A 24,060-nucleotide genomic window follows, 5' to 3' on the forward strand; every position below is an offset into this window, starting at 1 on the left:
TCTTCTCGGGTTTCGGGAGGGCGCGCTCAGGCGGAGCGGCGCAGGGCGCCTTCGGGGTCCTGGTAGCGCCAGAGCCAGTCCTGGACGCTGGAGTCGATCGCGCCTTCGGCCACCGCCTTGTCGCGGGCGCGCTGCGCCTCGCCGTCGGGCAGGTGGAAGGTCGTCGCGTTGGCCGCGGACAGCGACTGCGCCCGGTTGGCGCGCTCCAGGCGCAGCGCCTCGAACGCGGCGAACGCCTCGGCCGGGTCGTCCAGCGCGGCGAACGCGGCGCCGAGCGCCTGGCCGTCCTCGATCGCCTGCGCCGCGCCCTGGCCCAGGTAGGGCAGCATCGGGTGGCAGCCGTCGCCGAGGAGCGCGACGCGTCCCGCGGTCCAGCTCTCCAGCGCGGGCTGAACGTAGATGTCGTACCGGATCACGCCGTTGCCCTCGGTGATGAGGCGGCGCAGCGGCTCGTGCCAGCCCTCCAGGTGGGCGAGGGTCTCGGCCACGCCGACCGGGCCGGACGTGGCGCCGGTGGACAGCGCCGGGGCCTCGATGCAGCAGGTGACGTTGATGACCTTGCCGCGCCGGAACGGGCAGTGCACCACGTGCGCGCCGGGGCCGAGCCACGACTCGAACCCGTTGCGCTCGACGAACTCGGCGAGCGCCCGGTCGGCCAGCAGCCGCTCGGCGGGCACCTGGGTGCGGAACCCGCTGTGCCCGGTGTAGGCCGGGTCCTCCGCGCCGAACAGCTCACGCCGGACGACGGAGCGGATGCCGTCGGCGCCGATGGTGAAGTCGGGCGTGAAGACCGTGCCGTCCGCGGTGCCGACCCGGCCGGTCGCGGCGTCCACCCCGGCGACGCGCCGGCCGGTGAGGACGCGGACGGGCCTGCCCGGAAGGGCGGGGTCCTGGGCCGCGTCCAGGAGGGCGCGCTGGAGGTCGCCGCGGTGGGCGAACCAGAAGGGGTGGCCGAACGCGTCGACCGTCGTGCCCAGCGGGGACCTGAACAGTTCCGCGCCGTCCTGCCAGCGGCGGCGGGTGGTCCAGGTCGGCACCGCGACGTCGGGTGCCAGCCGGTCGGCCAGGCCCAGCGCGGACAGCGCGCCGACCGCGTTGGGGCCGAGGCCGATGCCCGCGCCCACCTCGCTGATCTGGCGGGACTGCTCCAGCACGGTGACCTCGTGGCCCGCCCGGCGCAGTGCGACGGCGGCGGTGAGCCCGCCGATGCCCGCGCCGATGACAACCGCATACATGGGAGACTCCTAGATGATCGAGGTGTGGCCGCTGGGCTCGGCGTCCACCGGGCTGAACAGGGACGCCGCCGAGGGCGCTCCGGTGGTGATCCGCTGCTCGCGCGCATAGCGGACGATCAGTTCCATCGCGCGGACGTTGCCGTCGGTCAGGCCGTACTGCCACGGGTCCTTGCCGAGCAGCGCGTCCTGCTCGCGCCAGGCGTCCTGGACGAAGGCGAACGGCAGGGTCCGGGGGTTGCGCAGCCGCTCCATCGCCTGCCGCCGCGCGGTGGTGAACGCGGCCAGGAGGCTGTTCGGCACCCATGGGTGCCGGTCGACGACCTCCTGGCGGATGGTCACGACGTGCATCACGGGGAAGACGCCGGTCTTGGCGTAGTACCGCTTCTCGACGTCGGCGTAGTCGGGGAACAGGCGGGCGACCGCCGGGTCTCCGGCGAGGAACGACGGCGGGTGGTAGGCCGACACCGTCGCGGCGATCCCGCCCGAGGTGAGCAGGTCGTCGATGCGGTGGCGGGCCGCGCTGTCGGTGGGGGCGAGCGGGGCCTGCTGGCCGTCGGCGAGCCTGCCGAAACCACCGAAGACATCGACCCAGTCGACCTTGTCGAGGTCGAGGCCGTGCTCGTCCTGGAGGATGCCGCGGATCCACACCGCCGCGGCGGGCTCGAACCCGCCGATGCCGACCGCCCTCCCGGTGAGGTCGGCGACGGACTCGATGCCGCTGCCGGTGTGCACGAAGATCGAGCCGTGCCGGAACCTGCGGTGCGGGAAGACCGGGATCGCCGTCAGCGGCTCGCCCTGCTCCTTGGCGCGCAGGTACTGGACGATGTTGAACTCCGAGACGTCGACCTCGTTGCGGCGGTCGAGCCGGAAGATGCGCTCCTTGTCGTCCGACAGGGGCACGAGGTCGATGCCGTCGGGCCGGACCGTGCCGTCCAGCAGCGCGCGGGTGATCTCGTAGTCGCCGCAGGCGAGCGAGAGGGTGAGCCGGCTCATCGGGCGGCCTCCTGGTGGTGGCCGAGCGCGCTGAAGACCGAGGCGCGCAGGTCGGCGAAGGTCTCGGTGGCCTTGGTCGCGATCTGCTCGCGCGGCCGCGGCAGGTCGACCGGCATGACCTCGCGGATGGTGGTGGGCGTGCGGGTGAGGACGACGATCCGGCCGCCGAGGTAGATGGCCTCATCGATGTCGTGGGTGACGAAACCGATCGTCATCTTCCGCTCGGACCACAGCCGCTGGGTGAGGTCCTCCAGCTCGACGCGCGTCTGCGCGTCGACCGAGGCGAACGGCTCGTCCATCAGCAGCAGCCGGGGCCGGTAGGCGAGCGCGCGGGCGATGGCCACGCGCTGCTGCATGCCGCCGGACAGCTGCCACGGCTTCTTGTCCAGGTGGGCGCTCAGCCCGACCGACGCCAGCGCCTCCGCGGTGCGCTCGGCCGCCTCCTTCTTGGAGATCGGCTTGTAGCGCAGCGGCAGCCTGACGTTCTCCGCGACGCTCAGCCACGGCAGCAGCGAGCGGCTGTAGTCCTGGAACACGATGCCGAGCGTGTCGGGCGGGCCGGTGACGTCCTCGCCCGCGACCCGGACGGTGCCGGAGTCGAAGGGCATGAGGCCGCCCAGGCAGCGCAGCATCGTGGTCTTGCCGCAGCCCGACGGGCCCACGATGGAGACGAGTTCGCCCTCGAAGACCTCGAGAGTGATGTCCGCGAGGACGAGTTCACTCCCGTAGCTCTTGCGCAGGCCGTCGACCTGGAGGATCGCCTGCTCAGTCATTGACGTACTCTCCGAACTTCCGGTCCAGCAGGCGGCCGCCGAAGGCCACCAGCGAATTCACGACGACCCCGATGAGGCCGAGCAGGACGACCGCGGACCACATGTCCGCGAGCCGGAAACTGGTCGAGGTCTGGGAGATGAAGTTCCCGATGCCGTTGATGCTCGAGTAGTACTCCGAGGCGACCATGACGACGAACGCGATCGGCGTCGCCGCCCGGACGCCGCTCCAGATGTGCGGGGTCGCGGTCGGCAGGATCACGAAGCGGAACCGCGCCCGCCACGGCAGGCCGAAGACCCGGGACATGTCGTCGCGCAGCGGCTCGACCGAGCGGACGCCGTCCACGGTCGCCAGCAGGATCGGCCAGACGGCCGAGGCCGCGATGACGCCGATCTTCATCGCGTCGCCGGTGCCGAGGATCAGGATCATCGGGGGGATGACCAGGATCGGCGGGAGCGCCCGCATGAACTCGAGCTGCGGCTGCACGTACGGTTCGAGCCGCCGGACCGAGCCGACCGCCGCGCCGACGACGACGCCGAGCAGCGTGCCGATGACCATGCCGAGGCCGACGCGCCACAGGCTCGGCACGACGATGTCGACGAAGTCCGCCGTGAGCCAGTTGGCCTGGAACGAGGTGAGGATCTGGCGCAGCGGCGGGAAGAACAGCGACGTCGAGGAGTCGCTGAGCACCCACCACAGGGCGACGACCGCGGCCGTCACACCGACCGGGAGCAGGTAGGACAGAAGCCGTCTCATCGGGCCGCCCTCCGGGAGGAGTGCCAGGACAGGAGCCTGTCCTCGATCGGCACGAAGACGAAGTTGACGATCAGGCCGAGTACGCCGGAGGCGAGCGCGTAGGCGTAGACGCCGACCTTGTCCCCGTTCTGGAGCGAGGCCGAGACGTCCTTGCCGAGTCCCGGCATGCCGCCCAGCAGCTCGACCGTGATCGCGACGACCAGGGCCACCGACGCGGCGATGCGGACGCCGGTGACGATGAACGGCAGCGCGCTGGGCAGGACCAGCCTGCGCAGTCGCGCCCAGGCCGGGACGCCGAAGGAGATCAGCGTCTGCTCGGCCGTCGGGTCGACGGCGCGGGCGCCCCGGATGCACATCACGAGCACCAGCCACAGGCTGGACAGGCCGGTGAGCAGCACCGCGCCGCCCAGTCCGACGCCCGCGGTGAGGATCACCAGCGGCAGCAGCGCCACCGAGGGGATCGGCCGCAGGAACTCGATGATCGGCCGGAGCGCCTTCTCCGCGAGCGGGATCCGGCCCAGGGCCAGGCCGAGCGGCACCGCGATCGCGGTGCCGGCGGCGAGGCCGGTGAGCGCCTGGCCGAGGCTGTTCCCGACGCTCTGCCAGAAGGCCCCGTCGCCCAGCAGGGAGCCGAACCTGGCGAGCACCGAGGAGGCGAGCGGGAAGCTGTCGCGGCTGAGCACGCCGGTGACGCCGAGGAGCTGGAGCACCGCGAGCGTCACGGCGATGGACAGGAGCTGCCGCCGGCCCGGGACGGCGGGGACGCGGCGCTGCCCGGCGCGCGCGGACCCGGCCGGGACCTGCGCCTTGCCCGCGGGCCGGGCGCCCTCCTGAGCGCCCGGAACCGCGGTCGTACCGATGACACGGGACATCACGGGTTCCCCACGACCAGGCTCGCGATGTCGACCTTCTTGGTCGAGAAGCCCGCTTCGGCCATGAGGTCGGCCTCCGTCTGGAGTTTCGCGACGTCGATCGTCGTCGGGAAGTCGTAGTCCGGGACCTGCTGGGCGAGCTCGGGGGTGAGCTTGGTGTAGGTGGTGACGAACTCGCGGTACGAGCCGTCGTTGTTGAGGGCCTCCGCGGCCTCGGTGAGCGACTGCTGGAACGCGGTGACGGCTTCGGGGTGGGCCTTCACGAACGTCTCGGTCATGATGTAGCCCGCCACGGGAGAGCCTTCGAGCGCGCCGCCGTCGTAGGGGTCGACGACGAGCTTCGCGTCCTTGGCCTCCACCTGGGTGGAGAACGGCGGCACCAGGTAGGCCGCGTCGACCTTGCCCGCGACCAGCGCGTCGCCGATCGTGGCGAGCGGCAGCACCTGGAACTTGACCTTGTCGACGTCGACGCCCGCGGCCTTGAGCACGACGCGGGAGTTCAGCTCGAAGGTGGCCTTCGGCTGGTTGATCGCGACGGTCCTGCCCGCGAGGTCGGCCGCGGCGGAGATGCCGCTGGACGGCATGGCGTAGATGCCCGTCTGGTTCCCGGCCTTGCCGCTGATCCCGGGGAAGACCCCGCGCAGCGGCACGCCCTGCGCGGTGGCCTGGATGAACGTCGTCCACGACATGGACACGGCCTGGTAGTGGTCGGAGACCAGCGGGGGGACCTCCGAGGCGCCCTTCGGGTCGATGGTGACCTTCAGGCCGTGCTCGGCGAAGATGCCCTTCGCCTCGGCGTAGTAGATGGGCGCGAAGTCGCCGACGGGGGTGACCCCGACCGTGAGCGTCGTGACGCCGCCGGCTTCGGTGGTCGTGTCGTCGCTCCCGCAGCCGGTCAGTGCGGCGGCACCTACGAGCGCCGTCGCGACGAGCGCCGCGCGGTGTCTCCGGTTGAGCACAGCGAACACGCCGCCTCCTTTCAGTTCTCGGCACGGCGGGTAACCGCAGGGACCTCATGAGTCCCAGGCGGCACGGGGGTGTTCTCTTCCACCTGCCGTGAGCCGAATCCGTCACCTCGTGTGACGGAAGGTGTCCCCCATCACAGCCCTATGTTCCGAGGATGTCAAGAGATTTCGAAAATCGTTCTGAACTCCAACATCTGGTGAGATTTTCGATGCTACGCTGATCCCGTGCCACGACGAGTCGAAGAGAGACGCCCGACGAGGGGCGAGGTCATCATGCGCGCGGTGCGCGACGACATCCTCAACGGTCGCCTGACCCCGGGATCCCAGCTGGGATTCGCCGATCTGGCGGCCCGCTATGACGCCAGCACGGGCGTGCTGCGCGAGGTGCTCCCCAGGCTCGTCGAACAGGGCCTGGCCACCACGCAGGCCCAGCTCGGCTACCGGGTGGTGGAGGTGAGCGTCGAGGATCTCGTGCACCTCACCGAGGCCCGCGTCGCCATCGAGACCCAGGTGCTCGGCCAGTCGATCCGCGAAGGCGACCTGGACTGGGAGTCCTCCGTCGTCGCCGCGCACCACAGGTTGACCCAGCTGGCCACTCTGGACGTCGAGGGGGAGATCAACCACGAGTGGCTGGACGCGCACCGCCGCTTCCACCAGGTGCTCCTGGAAGGCTGCCCCAGCCTCCGCCTCCGCGAGGTCGCCGAACGCCTCCGCGACGTCAGCGAGGTCTATCGCTGCTGGTCCGTCCGCAACACCGAACACCTCAAACGCCGCGACGAGGAACACGCCCGCCTCACCGACCTCGCCGTCAAACGCGACATCGACGGCGCCAAGCAGGTCCTCGCCGACCACATCACCAAGACCACCGACCTCCTCCTGGAAGCCCAGCTCAGGTCCGCTCCGGCCACCTGACGACGGCGACCGCCGCCCGTCAGCGGCGGCGGTAGGGGACCTTCTCCGCCTCGTGCCTGCTCCAGGCGAAGGCGCCCAGGCCGATGACGGTGGCGGCGCCGGCGACGGCGTAGGACAGGACCATGCGGCGGGTTTCGTGGCGGGTGGTCCGCTCCTCCGACCAGGCGCTGAGGACGTAGGGGTGGTCGTCGGCGAGGTCGCGTTCGGCGGCGGAGAGGTCGCTCCGGTCCTCGGGATAGGGGCGGTCCATGACGACGGACGTGCCGTCGTAGACGGCCTTGCCGCAGGCGTAGAGGTGTTCGCCGGGAGGGAGGATCCACTCCTCGTACCGGTACCACTCGGCGTCGGAGGCCCCGCGGGGGAGGGGGCCGGCTTCGGCGGGCGGGACTCGGCGAAGGTCGACGCTCCTGAGCGCGCCGCGCATCTCCCTGTCGGGCAGCACGGTGATGCGGCCGGTGCCGTCGTTCAGGACGATGGGCGCGGCGGACACGTCGGTGTGGAAGAAGGAGACGCCGGAGGCGGTCTTCTGGCGGGCGACCGCCCGGTACCAGACGCAGGGGCGGCCGGACAGGGGGGCGGTGAGGGGGCCGCCGGGGCCCGGCTCCGCGGTTCCGGTGACCTCGCACAGGCCCCACGCGGGGCCGCCCGCGGTGAGCCGCGCGTAGGTCAGGGTCTCGTTCCGGGTCATCATCGCGCGACGGCCGCGCGCGATCTGCGCGAGGACCAGGGCCACGGTCAGCACGAGGGCGCACAGCAGCGCCACGCCGTAGAGGATCGCCGCCAGGTCTCCGGACCACTCCGCCTCGCTCATGCTCGGACCGTCTCGTGACGGGCGTCCCGCCGACCAGGGACCGGCGCCCCGGATCGTCAGGTGGAAATGTCGGTGAAGTCGGGCGATCTTCTCGGCCTCGGCGGTCATCTGATGGAGCAGTGCCCTCGCCACCGCTCGTTCTTGAAGGAGTTCGCGTTGTCCGCTGTCTCTGTCCGGCTCGTTTCCGCCGCCGTCCTCGCCGCCGGTCTGGCCTTCGCCGTTCCGGCGCCCGCGTCCGCGGCCGCGGGGCCGTGCGCCGTCGGCACCTGGAAGCTGACCAAGTACAAGTACAAGAGCCACATCGACGAGGTCACCGCGAACGCCAAGGGCGGCGAGGGCGCCCGGCTGACCATCACCAAGAAGTCGGCCGCCTACGACTTCTCGCGGGCCAAGAAGGTCGTCACGAAGGGCGTTGTGGAAGGCGACGCCTACACCGTGACCGATGTCTTCAAGAAGAAGCTGACCTTCAAGTCCGGCCTCACCGGGAAGAAGACCGGCAGCCTGACCCTCAAGCCCAAGTCCGCCACCGGCGGCGCGACCATCTCCAGCTGGCTCGGCGGCCAGCCGACGGGCACGGCCAAGCTCGCCAAGAACTACAAGGGCGGCCTGGAGGACCCGTTCATCCCGACCTTCGGCCAGTTCACCTGCACGTCCAAGACCCTGAAGCTCGTCCTGGAGGCCGACGGCCCCGGCACGACCATCGCGTCCGTGCACGAGTACCGGCGCGTCTGACACCCGGAGCGGGAGACCACATGACCGGCGGAGCGACGGCGGGCGGGGTCTGGCTGCGTGAGCACCTCCTCGACCTCGGGTCGGCGCTCTCCACGGGAGACCGTGCGGTGGTCGTCAGGGCGTGGGCCGATCCGGTGCGGCTGCGGGAGCCCGTCGAGGTGGGGCGGCGCGAGGTGTTCCTCGTCGCCGTCGGCGGAACCCCCGGCCTCGCCGCGGCTCCCGGATTCGGCGCGGTGCTCGACGCGTTCACGGCGGCGGGATGGTCGGCCCGCCGCCACGGGCCGGAGGCCGACGTGGCGACGGCCTCGCGGGACGCGTTCACCGTCCGCGTCCACGGAGGCGAAGGGATCCTGACCTTCACCGGCTGGACCCCGGTCGTCTTCACCGACCGGGAGCTGCGCCAGCCTCACTGCACCCGCACCACCGCCGAGGCGGTCCTGTGCCATGAGTGCGAGGGCTGGGGCGTCTGCCTGGACTGTGAGGGCACGGCCAGGGCCCCGGAGGGAGTCCGGCGCCGCTGCCGGTGCGTGAGCTCCAACGCGGGCCCCGGCCGCTGCGGCACCTGCCTCGGCACCGGGGCCGTCCCGGCCGAGGCGCTGGCCTCGCTGCGCCGCCGCCACGGCACCACCACGGCCCCGAGGCCCCGCACCGTAGAGGCGGACGCCGCCTCCCATCTCGAGGCCCTCATCACGGTCGCGCACCTCGCCTGCCCGTGCGGGGAGTTCCGCGCCCTCTGGCGCACCACCCTCACCCGCGAGCCGGGCGGCCCGTTCAGCACCTTCACCGCGACCTGCAAAGGCTGCGCCGCGCTCCGCACGCACACCTTCGCGCTCCCGGCCTGACCTCACCGATCGTCCGATCGCACGGCCGCGCAGGCAGCGGGCGTCCTTGACCGGGACGCCTCGGTGGCATGTCCCGCCGCGGGTCAGGGGGCGATGAAGGAGCGAAGGTCGGGGAGGTCCGGGGAAGGGGATTCGGCGGCGGCGCGGGACCAGAAGAGGAGGGCGATGCCTACGGCGCCGGGGTCGGGGTGGCCCTGAGCCCGGTCGCCGACGTAGCTGGCGCGGCCCATGCGGGCGCGCAGGTCGGCGGTCGCGCGGGCGCCGGTGCGGGCGGCCTGGGCGGCCTCGGTGGGGGAGCCGCCGACGCGGAGGGACTCGACGGCGGGGGAGAGGGCGTCGACCATCGTGCGGTCGCCGACCCGGGCCTCGCCCACGCGCTGGATCGCGGCGAGGCCGTCGGCCGCTCCCTCGGGCCAGCCCGCGCCCGTCTCGCCGGCGCGGCCGAGTTCCTGGAAGAGGAGGCCGAACAGGGGGCCGCTGGTGCCGCCGACCTCGTCGAGGAAGACCTCGGCGGCGACGGTGAAGGCGTCGCGGCCGTCGTCCGGCGAGCCGTCCAGGCGGGCGACGGCCAGGTCGAGCCCGGTGGTGAGGTTGTCGCCGAAGTCGCCGTCGCCCGCGAGGCGGTCGAGTTCGGTGAGGGCCGGGTGGGCCTCGTGGGCGGCCTCGCGGAAGCGGCGCAGGACGTCGGCGGATCCGGTCATCCGAGGGCCTCCTTCGTGGGGAACGCCGGGGTCAGCGCGGGCGCCGCCCAGAGCTCCGGCCAGTCGTCGCGCAGCCGGGTGAGGGTGAGGGAGAAGCCGTGCATGTCGAGGGCGGGGACGTAGGTGCCGACAAGCGAGGCGGTGACGTGGGCGCGGCCGGCCTCCAGCCGGGCGGCGACGGCGTCGAAGATGCCGTACAGCTCCAGGCGGGTGGTGCCGCCCAGGCCGTTGACGAGGACGAGGAGGTCGTCCGGGCCGGTGGGAAGGGCGGCGAAGATCCGGTCGAGCATGCGGTCGAGAAGCTCCCCGAGGGGAGGGCGGCGGACGGTCCGGGCGGCGCGTTCGCCGTGGATGCCGACGCCGTATTCGAGGTCGTCGGGGCCCAGGTCGAAGGCGTAGAGGCCGGTCTGGAGGGAGGTCTGCGCGCGGGCGGCGACGGCGAGGCTGCGCGAGGCCGCGGCGACCTCGGCGCCGAGCGCGGCGAGTTCGTCAAGGCCGCGGCCCTGGTCGGCGGCGGCGCCCAGCAGCTTCTCCACGACGACGGTGGCGGCGGTGCCGCGGCGTCCGGTCGCGGTGTCGGCGCTGTCGGTCGCCAGGTCGTCGTCCACGAGGACGCGGCGGACCTCGATCCCGTCGTTGCGCAGCCGTTCCGCGGCGATGCCGAAGTTGATCCGGTCTCCCGTGTAGTTCTTCACCACGTGGACGACCCCGTCCGTCCGGGCGACGGCCTTGCTCGCCTCGTACACCTGCCGGTTGTGCGGGGAGGCGAAGACCCGGCCGGGCGCGACGGCGTCCAGCATGCCCCGGCCGAGGAAGCCCGCGTGCAGGGGCTCGTGCCCCGATCCGCCGCCCGACACGATCCCCACCCGGCGCGCCTCGCTCCGGTCCCGTGCCGTCAGGAACAGGGGGTCCTCGGTGAGCTCCACCAGACCGCGATGGGCCCGCGCGAACCCCCGCGTACCGCCCAGCGCGGGATCCTCCCCGTCGAAGACGAACGCCCTGCTCATCCCGCTCCCCCCTCTCGGCTCCGCCCTCTCCCGATCCCCGCCCCGCCCGGCCCGAAACCCCGCGCAGGGTTCAGGGGCGCACTCCGGTCAGCGCGAAGCGCTCCACCTCCTTGAGATGGCCGCCGGTGGAGACGACGACGGTGAGCACACCGCCCCCGGGCTCGAACGCGACCTTCGCGCTCCACGGGGAGTCCTCCCCGCCCGCCGTGACGCAGCAGTACTCCCCGACGGGCTCGGTGGACCCGACGCCCAGGACCGTGACGCGCACGCTCTCGTCCACGCCGGTGATGCGCCCCCCGACGGTCATCGGCGACGTCACCCGCGACGCGTAGGCGGGGGAGAGGACCTGGAGCGTGGTGTCGTCGCTGCCGACGACCTCCCAGGGGGCGTCGCCGCCTTCGCCCGTCCGGATCAGGTGGAGTACGGCCGCCGTACCCGTCCGGGAGCCCTCGGTCCGGTAGCCGACGCCGATATGGGCGTCCCGTCCCTTGACGTCGCGGCTGGTGACCCGGTCGATCTCGGTGAACCCGAGGTGGTCGCGGGTGAACCTCAGCGCCGTCCGCTCGGCGTCCAGGTGCCAGGCCGCGGTGCCCGCCGTCCGGTAGGACCGCTGCCAGGTCCGCACCTGCGCCGCGTCGGCGAACGGCCAGAGCGGCTGGTGGCGGCCCGGCAGCATCGCCGCGGGCCCGCCGGACGCGGTCGCGGCAGGACCGGTCGGCGCAGGGCTCGCCGAGGTCGGTTCCGTGGACGCCGGCGTGGTCCGGGCCGTCCCGGTCTTCGGCGGATCGTCCGTCGTGCAGGCGGTCAGCGCCGCCCCCAGCACCAGCATCACGATCGTCGCGGCACGTCTCATGCTCTCCCCCATCGTCGGCTCCAGGATGACGCGCCGGAGCCGATCCGGTAAGGGAACAACGGCCCCTGCGCCGCCCGCGGCCTCGGTCAGAGGGTGGGAACGATCATGGGCGTGCCGGTGACGGGATCGGGGACGACGAGGCCGGGGAGGTCGAAGACCTTCTCGATGAGGGGGGCGGTGACGATGTCGGAGGGGGCGCCTTCGGCGACGATCGCGCCGTGCCTCATGGCGACGAGGTGGTCGGCGTAGCGGCACGCCTGGTTGATGTCGTGCAGGACGGCGATGACGGTGCGGCCCTCGTCGCGGAGGCGGGCGAAGAGGGAGAGCAGCTGGTACTGGTGGGTGATGTCCAGGTAGGTGGTGGGTTCGTCCAGGAGGAGGTAGGGCGTCTCCTGGGCCAGGACCATGGCCACCCAGACGCGCTGGCGCTGGCCGCCGGAGAGGTCCTCGACGCGCCGGTCGGCGAGATCCGCGACGTCGGCCGCTCGAAGGGCCGAGGCGACGGCCCGCTCGTCCTCGGCCGACCAGGTGGACGCGAAGGTCTGGTGCGGGTAGCGGCCGCGGGCGACGAGCTGGCGGACGAGGATGTTCTCGGGGGCGTCGGCGGCCTGGGGGAGGAAGCCGAGCGAGCGGGCCAGGGCCTTGGGACGGGTGCGGGCGACGTCGTGTCCGTCGAAGGAGACCGTCCCCTCACTGGGCGAGAGCAGCCGGACGAGGGCGCGCAGCAGCGTCGACTTGCCGCAGGCGTTGGCGCCGACGACCGCGGTGAAGGCGCCGTCGGGGACGTCGAGGGTGAGCGCGGTGGAGATCACCCGGTCGCCGTAGGCGAGGGTGAGGTTCTGGGCGGAGAGTCGCGATTTCATGATTTCTTGGTCTCTTTGAACAGCAGCCAGATGAAGTAGGTGCCGCCGACGGCCGTCGTCATGACGCCGACCGGCAGCGAGACCGGGGCCAGCAGCATCTGGGCGGCCAGGTCGGCGGCGATCAGCAGCACGGCGCCGCTCAGCGCGGCGGGGACGAACGGGACCCCGGCCGCACCGGTGAGCCTGCGGCCGATCTGCGGGGCGGCCAGCGCGACGAACACGATCGGCCCGGCGACCGCGGTCACCGTCGCGGTGCAGCCGACGCCGACCACGACGACCAGCGGGCGCAGGACGTTCAGCCGGACCCCGGTGGACGCGGCGAACTCGTCGCCCAGCGTGCTCTGGTGCATCGCCTGCGCGAGCACGGCCATCAGCGCGAAGAGCACCGCGAGGACGGGCAGGCCGGGCGCGAGGTCGGCCCAGTCGACCCCGTTGAGCGAGCCCGCGCTCCAGCCGGTCATGGCCATCGCGATCTCGAGTTCGGAGCGCAGCACGATCCAGGCGTTGAGCGCGGTGAGGATCGCGTTCATCGCGATGCCGATGACGATCAGCCGCAGCCCGCTCACGCCGGACTTCCAGGACAGCAGGTAGATCGCGGTGGCGGCCAGCAGCCCGCCGACGATCGACCCCGCCGCGAGGGTGGCGGCGCCGCCCGACAGCAGGACGGTGCCCAGCAGCGCGCCGGTGTAGGCGCCCGCGTCGAGGCCGATGATGTCGGGGCTGCCGAGGGAGTTGCGGGTCAGGTTCTGGAAGACCGCCCCGGCGACGCCCAGCGCCGCGCCGAAGACGAGCGCCGCGGTCACCCGGGGCAGCCGCCACTCGACGATGACGACCGAGGAGCCGCCGCGACCCGCCAGCGCGGCCAGCACCTCGCCGGGCGTGGCCCAGGCGGCCCCGTAGCAGAGGCCGAGCATGCCGAGCGCCGCCGCGATGACGACGAGCACCGCCGACACGACGACGGTCCGGCGTTCGACCCGGGCGGACACGGGTCCGGCCCGCAGCACGAGGGACGTCACAGCGCCACCGTTCCGTACCGTCGCACTGCCCAGATGAGCGCGGGACCGCCGAGGAACGCGGTGACGATCGCGACGGGGACCTCGCCGGTGGGCAGCAGCACCCGGGAGATGACGTCGGCGGCCACCAGCAGGACCGGGCTCAGCACCATCGTGTACGCCATCAGCCAGGGGATCGAGCCGGACGCCAGGCGCCGGGCCAGGTGGGGCACGATCAGGCCGACGAACGCGATCGGGCCCGCGACCGCGGTGGCCGTCGCGGCGAGCACGGTGATCAGGGCGAGGACCGCCACCCGGACGCGCCGGACGCGCGCGCCGAGCGTCGCGGCGACCTGCTCGCCGAGGGCCAGCGCGTTCAGCGGACGGGTCGCGGCCATGGCCCCGGCGAGCGCGAGGAGCAGCAGCACGAGGGGGAGCAGGAAGGGCGTCTGCTCGCGTCCGGCGAGGGAGCCGACGTACCAGAAGCGGAACTCGTCGAAGACGTCGGGCTGGAGGAGGCGCAGGCCCAGGGAGACTCCGGCGAGCAGCGAGGTGAGTGCGGTGCCGGCCAGGACGAGCCGGAGTGGCGCGGTGCGTCCGACGGCGTAGACGATGAGCGCGCTGAGCACGGCACCGGCGAGCGCCAGAAGGAGTTGCGCGGCCTGCGATCCGGCGAGCCCGACCGACGCGCCGATCGTGATGGCGAACGCCGCGCCTCCCGTGACGCCGAGGATGCCGGGTTCGGCGAGCGGGTTGCGGGTCAGCGTCTGGACCAGGGCCCCGGCCGTCCCGAGCGCCGCGCCGACGCAGAGGCCGAGGACCGTGCGCGGGCCCCGCACGTCGCGGACGATGAGGTGCTCGGCGCTGCCGGAGTGGTCGGTGAACGCGCGCAGCACCTCACCGGGCGCGATCGGCTGGGCGCCCACGCAGACGCTCGCGACCGCCACCGCGACGAGGAGGGTGAGGGAACCGGCGAGGAGGACGACCCGCCGGGTGAGGTCAGTCCTCAAGATCGGCTACTCCGCGCTTCCAGTAGCCGGTGAACAGGGAGTCGAGCCTGCCCTTGCTCCAGGCGCGGAGCGGCTTGATGTCGTCGGCCTCGCCCGCGGCGTACAGGAAGGTCGGCGTGTCGGGCAGGGTGAGGGCCCGCACGGTCTCGGCGAGCGAGGAGCGGGTGCCGGAGCGGACGAGCCAGGTGACCTCCACGCCCTCGCGGTACGCCAGCGGGTAGGCGTGGTCGGCGGCGTCGTCGGTCTCGATGACGACCTGCGCGGAGACGTCGGCGGGGGACTCCTCGAGCCAGCGGGCGACCGCCGGAACGGCGGTCAGGTCGACGGCGAACACGTAGTGGCCGTAGGTGTGCGGGAACGCCTTGGCGCCGGGTGGGCCGGCGATGGCGACGGTGTCGCCGGGCGCGGCCGAGACGGCCCAGGCCGAGCCGACGCCGCCCTCGTGCACGACGACGTCGATGTCCATCTCGCGGGCCCCGGCGTCGAGGCGGCGCACGGTGTACCTGCGGGAGGCGGGCGACGGGTGCGGCCAGTCCAGTGACAGCTCCGCGTCCTGGACGGGGAGGCGGAGGACGCCGTCCGGGTCCGGGAAGACGATCTTGAAGTGGTCGTCGGCCTGGTAGCTGTGGAACCCGTCGAGGCCGGGTCCGCCCACGGTCACCCGGACGACGTGCGACGTCACCTGGACCCGCCGCAGGACCGTGGTGGTGCGGATGCAGATGGGGTAGCCGATGCGGACCACGCCGCTTCCCTCTCGGTGGTGCAGGGCTACGCGCTCGCGGGGATCGGTGCGGTCCATGGTTCGCCGGGTCCTTCGGTGGTAGTCGGGGGTGATTAGGTTAGCCTTGCCTTTTGCGGGGCCCATATCGGTGGCAGGCCATCCTGTGTCGGTCACAGGACACTTCGCCGTCCGATCAGGGCGCCCGGGGCAGGGTCGCTCTGCGCAGGCCGGGCACGATGGCGGCCACCAGCAGCGCCGTCACCGCGCAGACCAGCCCGTTGACGACCGCGGCCCCGCCCGGGTTGAACCACCGGGCCAGCAGCGCCGCCTCGGCGCCGGCCAGGACGCGTCCGGTGGTGTCCTCGGCGCCGACGACCCCGTTGATCCGGCCGCGCAGGCCGTCCGGGGTGAAGTGCTGCACCAGGGCGTACTCCAGCACCTCGTAGACGACGCCCGCCGCCCCGGTGACCGCGAGCATCGCGAGTGCGACGGGCAGCGTCCCGCTCAGCCCGAACCCCGCGGTGGCCAGGCCGCCGAGGCACGCCGCCGCCGGCAGCACGAGCCCGGGGCGCCGGGTGCGCCCGAGCCATCCGCTGGTCGCCGAGACGGCCATCGCGCCGACCGCGGGGGCGGTGTAGAGCAGGCCGAGCACGATCTCCGCGCCGCCGAACCGGGTGGCGACGAGCTCGGGGAACAGCACGGTGGGCACCCCGCACAGGGCGGTGACCGCGCCGAGCAGGAGCAGCCCGCCCACCGTCGGATGGCGTGCCGCGAACCGGAACGCCGAGCGCAGGGTGACCGCGCCCTCTTCGTCCGGTCGTCGCCTGGGCGGCAGCGGCCCGACCCGGGTCAGCAGCAGGACGGTGAGCCCCGTGGCGGCCGCGGTGACGGTATACGCCCAGCCGGGGCTCCACAGCGCGATGACCGCCCCGCCGATGACGGGCGCGGCGATCGAGCCGATCTGGCCGGTCACCGAGATGAGCGCGCCCGCCGCCGGAAGCCGTCCGGGCGGCACCAGCGAGGGCGTGGCCGTCATGAGGGCGGTCGTGCTGACCCCGTTGGCCAGGCCGTTCCAGGCGACGCACAGGTTCACCGCCCACAGCGAGGGCTCGGCGGCGAAGGCGTTGGCGGCCAGCCCGACGAAGCCCAGCCCCGCCGCGGCCCGGGCCGCGAGGATCAGGGGGCGGCGGTCCATCCGGTCGGCCAGGACCCCGCCCGCGAGCGAGCCGAGCAGCATCGCCAGGCTCATCACCGCGGTCGTGACGGCGACGCCGAACGACGATCCGGTCAGGTCGTAGACCTGGTAGGACAGCGCGACCGCCGCCATCCCGATGCCGAGCAGCGACACGGTCCTGGCGACGAAGATCGCCCGGAAGGCCGGGCTCTCCCGCAGGGGCGCGGTGTCGAGCACGAGGTCACGCATCCGCATGTCGGTCCTTCGCGAAGGGAGGTGGGGTGCCGCCTCCCTTCGATGGGAGGCGGCGGACCTGCGGGAGTGCTCAGCCCTTGAGGAGCGGGGCGAGCGTCGCGTCGAGGGCGTCGAGCGTCATCAGCGCCGAGGGGTAGGTGGCGGCCTCGGTGTACCGCACCGGGAACGCCTTGCCCGCCTTGACCGCGGGCAGGTTCTTCCACAGCGCGGAGTCCAGGACGTACTGGACGGCCTCGGAAGGGGTGCCGTCGGCGGTCACCGAGTAGGTGATGACGTCGGCGTCGGCGAAGCTCGCGGGCAGCTCCTCGATCGAGGGGTACTCGCTGACGTCGGCGCTGCCGCCGCCCTTCTTCTTGACCTCGCCGTAGTAGGTCACACCGATGTCGGTGGCGACGTTGGTGCCCCAGGAACCGGCGAACTCGCGGTGGAAGGTGCCCGCCGCCGCGTCGCCGTAGCCGCCGACGTGGCCGAACTTCAGACCGGCCAGGGCGTCCTCGTACTTGTCGGAGAGGCCCTCGGCCTTGTCCTCGTAGGCCTGCTCGTCGGCCTCGAACTCGTCGAGGCGGCCCGCGGCGTCGGCCTGCTGCCGGGATCGGTCGCGCCAGGCGTCGGGCAGGGTCGGGCCGATCGCGACGACCGGGGCGATGGACTCCAGCCGCTTCACGTCGACGTCGGCGAGGACGGGCGCGGGCACGCCGATGACGATGAGGTCGGGGTCGACCGCGGCGATGGCCTCGTAGTTGGTCTCGGCGGCGGCCTCGCCGGCGACCTTCTCCAGCTTGTCGTAGGTCGCGCGGTCTTCCGCGGTCATCAGGGGCAGGCCGCGCTGCCAGGAGGAGATGCCGACGAGCGCGGCGTCGGCCTCGATGAGGGCGGGCACCGCGTAGCCGGTCGCGACGACCCGCTTCGGGTCCGCCGGGATGGTGATGTCGCCGTTGTCGGCGGTGAAGACACGGGTGGCGGCCGGGCCGGTCTCGTCGGCGGCCTTCTCACCGGAGCCGCAGGCGGTGGCGGTCAGGGCGAGCGCGAGGGTGAGGGCGCCGGCGAGACGCCAGGGCTTGCGAGAGGGCATGCGAAATCCTTTGAAAACCTGGGGAGAGGACCTCCGAAGAACTCGAAGGTGACACTTAGGCTAGCCTTACCTTTCTTCGGCCCGATATCGATGGGAGGTCAACCTGTGTCGGTCAGCGGTCACTTCACCACCGATCCGGACTGGTGTGAGGACTACGGCTACGGAATCGGCAGACCCGACGGCATCATGGTGCTCAAGTACGGCGCCACCAGGCCGTTGGACTTCGGCCAGGTCCGTGAGGACTTCCTGCACCAGCTCTACTGGTCGCCCGACGGCATGCTCGCCACCCTCACAGGGCAGGACGGCAGGTTCGTAGGCCCGCGCGAGGCGTTCTGGGTGCGCAAGGCGGTGAGCCACCAGGTCAGCGCGGGCGCCGACCAGACCACCTACCGGCTGTGGCTGCGCCAGATCCCCCCGGCGCTGAAGAAGGCGCGGGTCGCGGCGGTCTCGGTGGACCCCGAGGCGGCCCGCCTCATCCGGCTCCTCGCCTCCCCGGGCGTGCCCGAGGCCGACGGGCTGGAGGCGCGCGCCCGCATCATGGCGGGCCTGGGCGCGACCACCCGGGAGTTCTCCGGCGGCCGCCCGGCCGGGCGCGGCCTAGCGGTGACCGTCGCCCGCGCGCTGACCCGCGAGCCCGCCGACCCGACGCCGCTGGAGGAGTGGGCGGTCGTCCTCTGCACCAGCGTGAAGACCCTGCAACGGGACTTCGAGTGCGAGTACGGCATGTCGTACACGAGGTGGCGCACCCGGACCCGGCTCCAGGCGGCCCGGGTACTCCTCAAGGAGTCCCTGCCGGTCGCCCAGGTCGCCCACCGGGTCGGCTACGCGAGCCCGTCGGCGTTCGTCCAGGCGTTCGCCAAGGAGTACGGCAGCACCCCGGGCCGGTACGTCCGCCGCCGCTGACCGCGGGCGCTCCCCGGGCGGAGCGGCGGTCGAGCGGCGGCGGGGCCTTCACGCCGACGCGGGCACGTCGACGATGGAGGCGCGCAGGGGTGCCAGGGTGCCGCCGATCTCGGCGATCGTCTCCTCGGGAACGCCCAGGTCCTCGAGGGTGGCGACGAGGTGGTCGACCACGCGGTCGAAGTGGGCGTCGGTGATGGCGAGCCCGGCGTGCGCGGCCGCCATGTCGCGGCCGCGGTAGATCTCCGGGCCGCCGACGGCCCCGGCGATGAAGGCCCGCTGGTGCGCTTTCAGCCGGTCCAGGTCCCTGTCGGTGAAATACCCGTTCAGCTGGGGATCCGCCGTCACCCTGACGTAGAAGTCGTCCACCGCGGCCCGGACCGCCGCGGCGCCGCCGATCGCGTCGTAGATGCCCATCCGATGGCCTCCTTGATACATTGAAACTCTATTCGTACCTGAGTATCAGAGCTCCACTAGAGCACACCGGATCCGGAACCCACAAGACCCGCTTCGGCGCTCGCGGCGGCCCCGGACGGCGGCTCCGGACGGAGGTCCCGGATGGAGGTCCAGGGCGGGCGGATTCACGGTGCGGCGGAAAATGTCGGTGACGGCGGCTAGGTTCTGATCATGGTCGTGGAGCCGCCGTTTTCCCGGCCTCCCCCGGTGGGTCGTCGGATGATGAGGTGAGGGCTATGGGTCGGAGCGTCGGTGTCGAGGGCGTCGCGGAGCTGCTGGAGGCGGGGGCTTATCTGCACCCCGAGGCCGCCGACCGGGGTGCGGGCCTGCCCGTGACCGCCCGTGCGTACCGGCGTCCAGGGCTGCCCGGCCGCACGGTCGTCCGGCTCGCGCCGGAGGAGACCGGGGAGGCCGAGGACGCGGCGCTGGCTCACTTCGGCCTGACGCGGGTCGGCGGCGCGGAGGTCGTGGGGTTCGCGGCGCGGGCCCGGCTCGGTTTCCCCGACTGGGTGCTGGTGTACCGGCCGCAGGACGGCCACCACGCGATCGCGCTGGTGCCGGAGGTCGACCGGCTGTCCCGGCTCACGACGGAGAACGCCAAGCGGGCCTGCGAAGCCTTCCTCCGGCTGGGCGAGCGCGTCGGGGCCTATGCCCCGCACCTTCTGCCGACGCTCTACGAGCGCGCGGGCCGGGAGTTCCTCACCGCGAGGGAACGGGACTTCGCCGCGCAGATGTTCGCCGAGGCGCGCAAGGCCGAGAGCGAGCACGCCCTGCCGATCGACCAGGACCGGGCCGACGAGGTGGTCCTGGAGTTCGCCCTGGCCGGGGCGCTGCCGTACCGGGGCCTCTCGGAGTTCTCCAAGGAACTCGCCCTGCGCCTCCCCCCGGACGAGGCCCTGAGCCGGTTCACCGGTCTGCTGCGGCGGCTGGCGTCGGGCGGGGTGCCTCCGGCCGCGACGACGGCCGCCGACCTGCGTCGGCTCGCCAAGGCGGCCACCGGGAACGCCGCGCGGATCGAGCGCGACCACCTCGCCGTGATGCTCGGGTTCCCGGCGACCCTCCTCGCCCCGGAGAAATGGTGGAGGACCCATCGGACGGCCTTGGCCGCGCTGGCCGGGGAACGCCCCGAGATCCGCGGCCTCCTTCTGCGCACGATGCCGAACAGGCCGGACGAGGAGTTCCTCGACCTCTGGCTCGACCTGCTGGCGCAGACCGGCGCCGCTGCGCTGCTCGCCGACGGGGCCGTGGATTCCGGTCGCCCGGACGACGGCGCGGTCCATCGGCCGGAAGAGCACCGAGCGTCATCTGGAGCGGGGCCGGAAGACGGCGTGCTCGGCTGGCTGGAGCGCTTCCTGGTGGCCGCCGGGTGGCGCGGCGAGCGCCGGATGGAGAGGCTGGAATCCCTGGTCTCGGGGATGGCCGGGAGGCTGCGGGCCGAACTCGTCGCCCGCGGCGTGCCGTTGGCCGTCCCGCAGAGCGTCGACCTGCTCGACCTGCTGCTGGAACTCGGCATTCCCGTCGCCGACGCCCTCGCGCCCTACCAGAAGCTGCGCCTCGGCCACTGGGTGCGGCAGGAGAGCCGCCGCGACCTCGTCGCGCTGTGCGCCGACCCGCGCTTCGCCCGGGCCCTGCGTGTCGGCCTCGACGTGTCGCCGCGAGATGCTCCCGCTCCGCAGATGCTCGCCGAGACGCCCGCGCTGCGCCCGCACGTCCTCGCTTACGCCGAGGAGAAGGCCGCGCGGGTCGGTGCGGCGGGCCTGCCAGGGCTGGGGACCGCGTTGTGGAGGCTCGCGGAGGTTCACCCGAGGGCCTTGCGGAGCGCCGAGAAGGCGGTGCGCGCCGCGCTGGAGGTCGATCTGCCCGACCTGCTGGCGCGGACGCTGCGCGGCGGCGTGTTCGATGAGCTCTCGTGGCCCGCGTTCGAGGACGCCGTCGCGACGCTCTTCCCCGAGCCGGTGAAGCCGTCGGGGAAGATTCATCCCCTGCCCGGCACCGAGGGCCCGGTGATCGCGGAGGAATGGCCCTACCTGGTGGTGGCGAGCCGCACCCGCGCGCTGGTGATCGACGGCTCCGGCGTCGTGCTGGACCAACCGCTGCGGCTGCCGGACGAGGCGTTCCACCTGGGTTTCCGGTACGTCGACGGTGAACTGCTCGTGCAGTGGTGCGCCCAGTACCGCAAGGAGGTCAGCGGATACTGGCACACCAGGCCCGCCGACGTCGTGCGGCTGGCCGGTGAGCACGTGAACGGAGACGTGCTCTCGGAGGCGGCCAGGTTCCAGAAGATCAGTCTTGAGGTTCCCGGAGGCGGCCGCGCGACCGGGACCGCGGTGATCCGCAGGGGCGACGCCCTCGCGCCGGGCCGCGCGCAGTTCGCCTCCGACGGACGGGGGTACTGGGCGCGGTGGTACCTCAAGAAACGTCCGGTCTGGTATGCGTTCGACCCGGAAAAGGGGACGGTCGGCGGCCGGGCCCTGCCCGCGTTCTTCGCCGAGCCGGGCGAGGCGTTCCTCGGCGGGTTCCTCGCGCCCTTCCCGGGATCGGGCGACACCCCGGTCGGCGCGGTCCTGGACGGGCTGGTCGGACACCGGATGGTCCGCCTGCCCGACGGGACGGTGCGGGGCGAGGACCTGGCGGGGACCGTCTCACCCGCGATCGCCGTGGACCGCGACGCGTCGGACGAAGGGCTCCTCGACGCCCTGTGGCCGCTGCGCCTGCCCGGCGACGACCGGACCCGCGCCGTCGGGGCGTTCGGCGACGTGCTCCGCCGCGCCGTACCCGCGCTGTTCGGCCCGGACGGCCTGCTCCTCGCCGAACTCTCCTACCCCCGCACTTTCGCGGCCGGGAGTTCGGCGGTACCGCCCGCGCACTACTGGACGTACGCGGTTCCGCGAGACCCGCGCGGCTCCGTCGCGCTGCGCCGGGTGGACCGGGACCTCGCCGTCAAGCTCCTCGACGCGGGCGAAAGCAGCGAGCGGGTGCGCGAGCTGCTGCCGGACATCACCCATCCCGGGCTCGCCGCGGGCGTCGCCGGAGTCGTCACGGCCGCCGCGCGCGCCCGTACGCGGATCACCGAGGAGGGCCGGAAGATCCGGCACGCGCTCACCCCGGTCGCTCCCGTGGCGGGATCCGATGCGCCCAAGGAAAGGGTGCTGCTGAGCGCACTCGATGGCCTGTACGACGGAGCGTACAACCCATGGGCCGGCCGCTACCCTGCGGCGTTCGCGGATCTGCTGCGGAAGGTCGGCCGCCTGCGCACGGGTGCCCACCCGGAAACGGCGGACGATTCCGTCCTGAAGGTCGATCCGCAGAGCGCCGACCTGTTCTCGGTCGTCGAAGGGCGCGCCGCCATCGCCTTCCGCGCCGCGGCGGGCGTCTTGCCCGCGGAAGAGCGGACCGCGCTGCGCTCGGTGCTCGGGCTGCTCGGCGACGCCGGGCTGGCGGAGCCGGAACCCGGTGGATGGCGGGCTCATCTCCTCGAACTGACCGCGGACAACAAACGGGACCACCCGCTGCGCCTGCTCCCACTCGACGGCGGAGCGTTCCTGGCCGTCGCCGCGCAGCACCGGAGAAAGGACGGCACACGGGCGCTGACGGCGCTTTTCCACGACCCGTCCGGGCGTTTCGAGATTCCCTCGACCTACGAGGTCCTGGAGGAGCTGCCCGCCCCCGACGCCCTGCCGCACGCCCCCGTCGCGAAGGTCCTCGAACTCCTGGACGCCGAAGGGCACCTCCCGTGGAACCCCGCGCGCGCCGAGGAGTTCGCCCGGCTGACCGGGGTCACCCCGACCATCGCGACCCTCGTGGTGTCGGGGCTGCTCGGGCACGGCGCCGAAGACGCGCCGATTCCCGAGGAGACCCGCAAGATCCTGCGCCGCACGGCGACCGAGCTCAAGGTGGCCAGGGCCGACCTGCCGAAGATGTCCCGCGCGGCCCGCGCCGAGATCCTCGGCGCGCTGCTGCCCGCCGACCCCGCGCGGCTGTGGACCGACGGCCCGGACGTTGCGGCGGCCGCCGAGGTGTGGAACCGCGAGGTCCCGCGGCGGCTCGCCGTACCCGAGGCGCTGCTGGTCGAGGCCGAGAAGGACTTCGAGCGCAACAGCCCGACCCGCGAGCGCGCGCGTGCCCTGCTCGATCCGGCGAGCTCCCCGCTGCTGACCGTTGATCTCGCGCACAAGATCGAACGCTGGGGAGTCTCCGTGCGGGGCGAGGGCTTCACCACCAAGGAGCTGCGCGCGGCGATCGGCCTGCTCGCCTGGCTGGCCCACCGGCTGCCCGCGGGCGACCCGCTGCGCGCGCGGCTCCCGGCGGGATTCGCCGCGGTGCGCGAGCGCCTGGCCAACCCGGGGCTGGTCCAGGCCGAGGGTTACGTCGACGGGCCGAAGTTCGTGCGTCAGGCCGGCCCACCGGACGAGGAGGGCGAAGGCTGGGCCCGGTACGGCGCGGTCCTCGTCCTGCCGCACGACCATTTCCATGTCGCCGGTGTGAACGTCGCCCTCATGGAGGCCGACCCCGACGATCCCCGCCTCGTCCTGCTGGAATCGGCGAGCCGCTCCCGCTCCCAGGAGGCCGCGCTGCGCGCCCTCCGGCTCGCCCTGCGCACGGCCCGCGACGAGAGCTTCGCCGCCCTGCTCGAAGACCCGGGCGACCCGGTCGAGGGCGACCGCCTGCCCGACGGCACCTGGTACCCCCAGGACCCGTCGCGTTCGGTCCCCGACCTCGTCGCCGAGGTGGCCGCGGCACACGCGCTCTCCCCGGACGCGGCGGCACTGTACCTGATGCTGCTGGCGATGCCCGACCCGACCGACCGCAACACCGCCCGCTGGACCGGCTGGAAACCCGCCCGCCTGAAGGCCGCCCGCATCGAACTGGCCGCCACCGCCCTGGTCACCGAGGCCCGCCGCGCCAAAGCCTCCCGCACCCTGTTCCTCCCCGGCCCCTGGACCGAGTCCCGCAGCCCGAAGGGCCTCCTGGAAGCCTGGAAACACCCCCTCTACCCCATCGCCGAAGCCGGCGAGACCACCCTCTTCCCCACCCTCCCGACCGACCCGGCCCCCACCCTCTACCGTCGCGCCCACCACCGCATCACCATCGGCGACCTCCCCGGCCACGACACCCCGGCATCACCCCCACCCCCCACCCGACCGTGAAACGCAAATACACCCGTGCG

The 24,060-nt window shown here is 73.1% G+C and carries 22 protein-coding genes; 5 read left to right on the forward strand and 17 right to left on the reverse strand.

Annotation, left to right across the window (positions count from 1 at the left end; genetic code table 11):
* Positions 1–26: 26 nt before the first annotated feature.
* From EDD29_RS18360 to EDD29_RS18390, 6 genes are read right to left on the reverse strand one after another with little or no spacing between them, the layout of a single operon-like run.
* Positions 27–1,235 carry an FAD-dependent monooxygenase gene (locus EDD29_RS18360; protein ID WP_123665586.1) on the reverse strand — a complete coding sequence of 403 codons (1,209 nt, stop codon included), beginning with the start codon at positions 1,233–1,235 and terminating at the stop codon, positions 27–29.
* 9 nt (positions 1,236–1,244) lie between these two features.
* The gene (locus tag EDD29_RS45500; protein WP_170201457.1) at positions 1,245–2,228 is read right to left on the reverse strand and encodes an ABC transporter substrate-binding protein; all 984 of its coding nucleotides are present in this window, start codon (positions 2,226–2,228) and stop codon (positions 1,245–1,247) included.
* Entirely contained in the window at positions 2,225–3,001 is a 777-nt protein-coding gene (locus EDD29_RS18375) for an ABC transporter ATP-binding protein (RefSeq protein ID WP_123665587.1), read from the reverse strand. Before EDD29_RS18375 ends, EDD29_RS45500 begins: the two co-directional genes overlap by 4 nt.
* Entirely contained in the window at positions 2,994–3,755 is a 762-nt protein-coding gene (locus EDD29_RS18380; protein ID WP_123665588.1) for an ABC transporter permease, read from the reverse strand. The genes EDD29_RS18375 and EDD29_RS18380 overlap by 8 nt, the downstream gene beginning before the upstream one ends.
* Positions 3,752–4,627 carry an ABC transporter permease gene (locus tag EDD29_RS18385; RefSeq protein ID WP_123665589.1) on the reverse strand — a complete coding sequence of 292 codons (876 nt, stop codon included), beginning with the start codon at positions 4,625–4,627 and terminating at the stop codon, positions 3,752–3,754. The genes EDD29_RS18380 and EDD29_RS18385 overlap by 4 nt, the downstream gene beginning before the upstream one ends.
* On the reverse strand, positions 4,627–5,595 hold the full coding sequence (locus EDD29_RS18390) for an ABC transporter substrate-binding protein (protein WP_170201458.1): 969 nt from the start codon (positions 5,593–5,595) through the stop codon (positions 4,627–4,629). Before EDD29_RS18390 ends, EDD29_RS18385 begins: the two co-directional genes overlap by 1 nt.
* A gap of 270 nt (positions 5,596–5,865) precedes the next feature.
* On the opposite strand from EDD29_RS18390, the gene EDD29_RS18395 reads away from it, so the two are divergent.
* Positions 5,866–6,504, forward strand: a complete 639-nt coding sequence (locus tag EDD29_RS18395) for a GntR family transcriptional regulator (RefSeq protein WP_123665591.1) — start codon at positions 5,866–5,868, stop codon at positions 6,502–6,504.
* A 19-nt stretch (positions 6,505–6,523) separates the two neighbouring features.
* On the opposite strand, the gene EDD29_RS18400 is transcribed toward EDD29_RS18395, so the two are convergent.
* A complete protein-coding gene (locus tag EDD29_RS18400) occupies positions 6,524–7,315 on the reverse strand; it encodes a GIDE domain-containing protein (protein WP_170201459.1) in 792 nt (263 codons plus the stop codon).
* A 156-nt stretch (positions 7,316–7,471) separates the two neighbouring features.
* Here EDD29_RS18400 and EDD29_RS18405 point away from each other — a divergent pair, with 156 nt between their 5' ends.
* On the forward strand, positions 7,472–8,047 hold the full coding sequence (locus tag EDD29_RS18405) for a hypothetical protein (protein WP_148086005.1): 576 nt from the start codon (positions 7,472–7,474) through the stop codon (positions 8,045–8,047).
* A gap of 20 nt (positions 8,048–8,067) precedes the next feature.
* The gene (locus EDD29_RS18410; protein WP_123665594.1) at positions 8,068–8,889 is read left to right on the forward strand and encodes a hypothetical protein; all 822 of its coding nucleotides are present in this window, start codon (positions 8,068–8,070) and stop codon (positions 8,887–8,889) included.
* 83 nt (positions 8,890–8,972) lie between these two features.
* On the opposite strand, the gene EDD29_RS18415 is transcribed toward EDD29_RS18410, so the two are convergent.
* From EDD29_RS18415 to EDD29_RS18455, 9 genes are all read right to left on the reverse strand, one after another.
* Positions 8,973–9,590, reverse strand: coding sequence for a DAK2 domain-containing protein (locus EDD29_RS18415; protein ID WP_123665595.1), 618 nt, complete (start codon positions 9,588–9,590; stop codon positions 8,973–8,975).
* The gene (locus EDD29_RS18420; RefSeq protein ID WP_123665596.1) at positions 9,587–10,597 is read right to left on the reverse strand and encodes a dihydroxyacetone kinase subunit DhaK; all 1,011 of its coding nucleotides are present in this window, start codon (positions 10,595–10,597) and stop codon (positions 9,587–9,589) included. Before EDD29_RS18420 ends, EDD29_RS18415 begins: the two co-directional genes overlap by 4 nt.
* A gap of 70 nt (positions 10,598–10,667) precedes the next feature.
* Entirely contained in the window at positions 10,668–11,450 is a 783-nt protein-coding gene (locus tag EDD29_RS18425; RefSeq protein WP_211359779.1) for a hypothetical protein, read from the reverse strand.
* A gap of 86 nt (positions 11,451–11,536) precedes the next feature.
* Entirely contained in the window at positions 11,537–12,313 is a 777-nt protein-coding gene (locus EDD29_RS18430; RefSeq protein WP_123665597.1) for an ABC transporter ATP-binding protein, read from the reverse strand.
* Positions 12,310–13,329, reverse strand: coding sequence for a FecCD family ABC transporter permease (locus EDD29_RS18435; RefSeq protein ID WP_211359780.1), 1,020 nt, complete (start codon positions 13,327–13,329; stop codon positions 12,310–12,312). The genes EDD29_RS18430 and EDD29_RS18435 overlap by 4 nt, the downstream gene beginning before the upstream one ends.
* A complete protein-coding gene (locus EDD29_RS18440) occupies positions 13,326–14,315 on the reverse strand; it encodes an iron chelate uptake ABC transporter family permease subunit (protein ID WP_123665598.1) in 990 nt (329 codons plus the stop codon). Before EDD29_RS18440 ends, EDD29_RS18435 begins: the two co-directional genes overlap by 4 nt.
* Complete coding sequence (locus EDD29_RS18445) at positions 14,305–15,114, reverse strand: siderophore-interacting protein (RefSeq protein ID WP_211359781.1); 810 nt, start codon at positions 15,112–15,114, stop codon at positions 14,305–14,307. The genes EDD29_RS18440 and EDD29_RS18445 overlap by 11 nt, the downstream gene beginning before the upstream one ends.
* A 115-nt stretch (positions 15,115–15,229) precedes the next feature.
* On the reverse strand, positions 15,230–16,465 hold the full coding sequence (entS, locus tag EDD29_RS18450; RefSeq protein ID WP_123665600.1) for an enterobactin transporter EntS: 1,236 nt from the start codon (positions 16,463–16,465) through the stop codon (positions 15,230–15,232).
* Positions 16,466–16,535: 70 nt separating this feature from the next.
* Positions 16,536–17,537, reverse strand: coding sequence for an ABC transporter substrate-binding protein (locus EDD29_RS18455; RefSeq protein WP_123665601.1), 1,002 nt, complete (start codon positions 17,535–17,537; stop codon positions 16,536–16,538).
* A gap of 105 nt (positions 17,538–17,642) precedes the next feature.
* Here EDD29_RS18455 and EDD29_RS18460 point away from each other — a divergent pair, with 105 nt between their 5' ends.
* Entirely contained in the window at positions 17,643–18,440 is a 798-nt protein-coding gene (locus EDD29_RS18460; protein ID WP_211359782.1) for a helix-turn-helix domain-containing protein, read from the forward strand.
* Between the two features lie 48 nt (positions 18,441–18,488).
* Here the strand turns inward: EDD29_RS18460 and EDD29_RS18465 are convergent, their stop codons facing one another.
* Positions 18,489–18,854, reverse strand: coding sequence for a group I truncated hemoglobin (locus tag EDD29_RS18465; RefSeq protein WP_123665603.1), 366 nt, complete (start codon positions 18,852–18,854; stop codon positions 18,489–18,491).
* A gap of 275 nt (positions 18,855–19,129) precedes the next feature.
* Here EDD29_RS18465 and EDD29_RS18470 point away from each other — a divergent pair, with 275 nt between their 5' ends.
* The gene (locus EDD29_RS18470; RefSeq protein ID WP_123665604.1) at positions 19,130–24,040 is read left to right on the forward strand and encodes a DNA-binding protein; all 4,911 of its coding nucleotides are present in this window, start codon (positions 19,130–19,132) and stop codon (positions 24,038–24,040) included.
* Positions 24,041–24,060 lie beyond the last annotated feature (20 nt).

This window comes from Actinocorallia herbida, assembly GCF_003751225.1.
Classification (GTDB): domain Bacteria; phylum Actinomycetota; class Actinomycetes; order Streptosporangiales; family Streptosporangiaceae; genus Actinocorallia; species Actinocorallia herbida.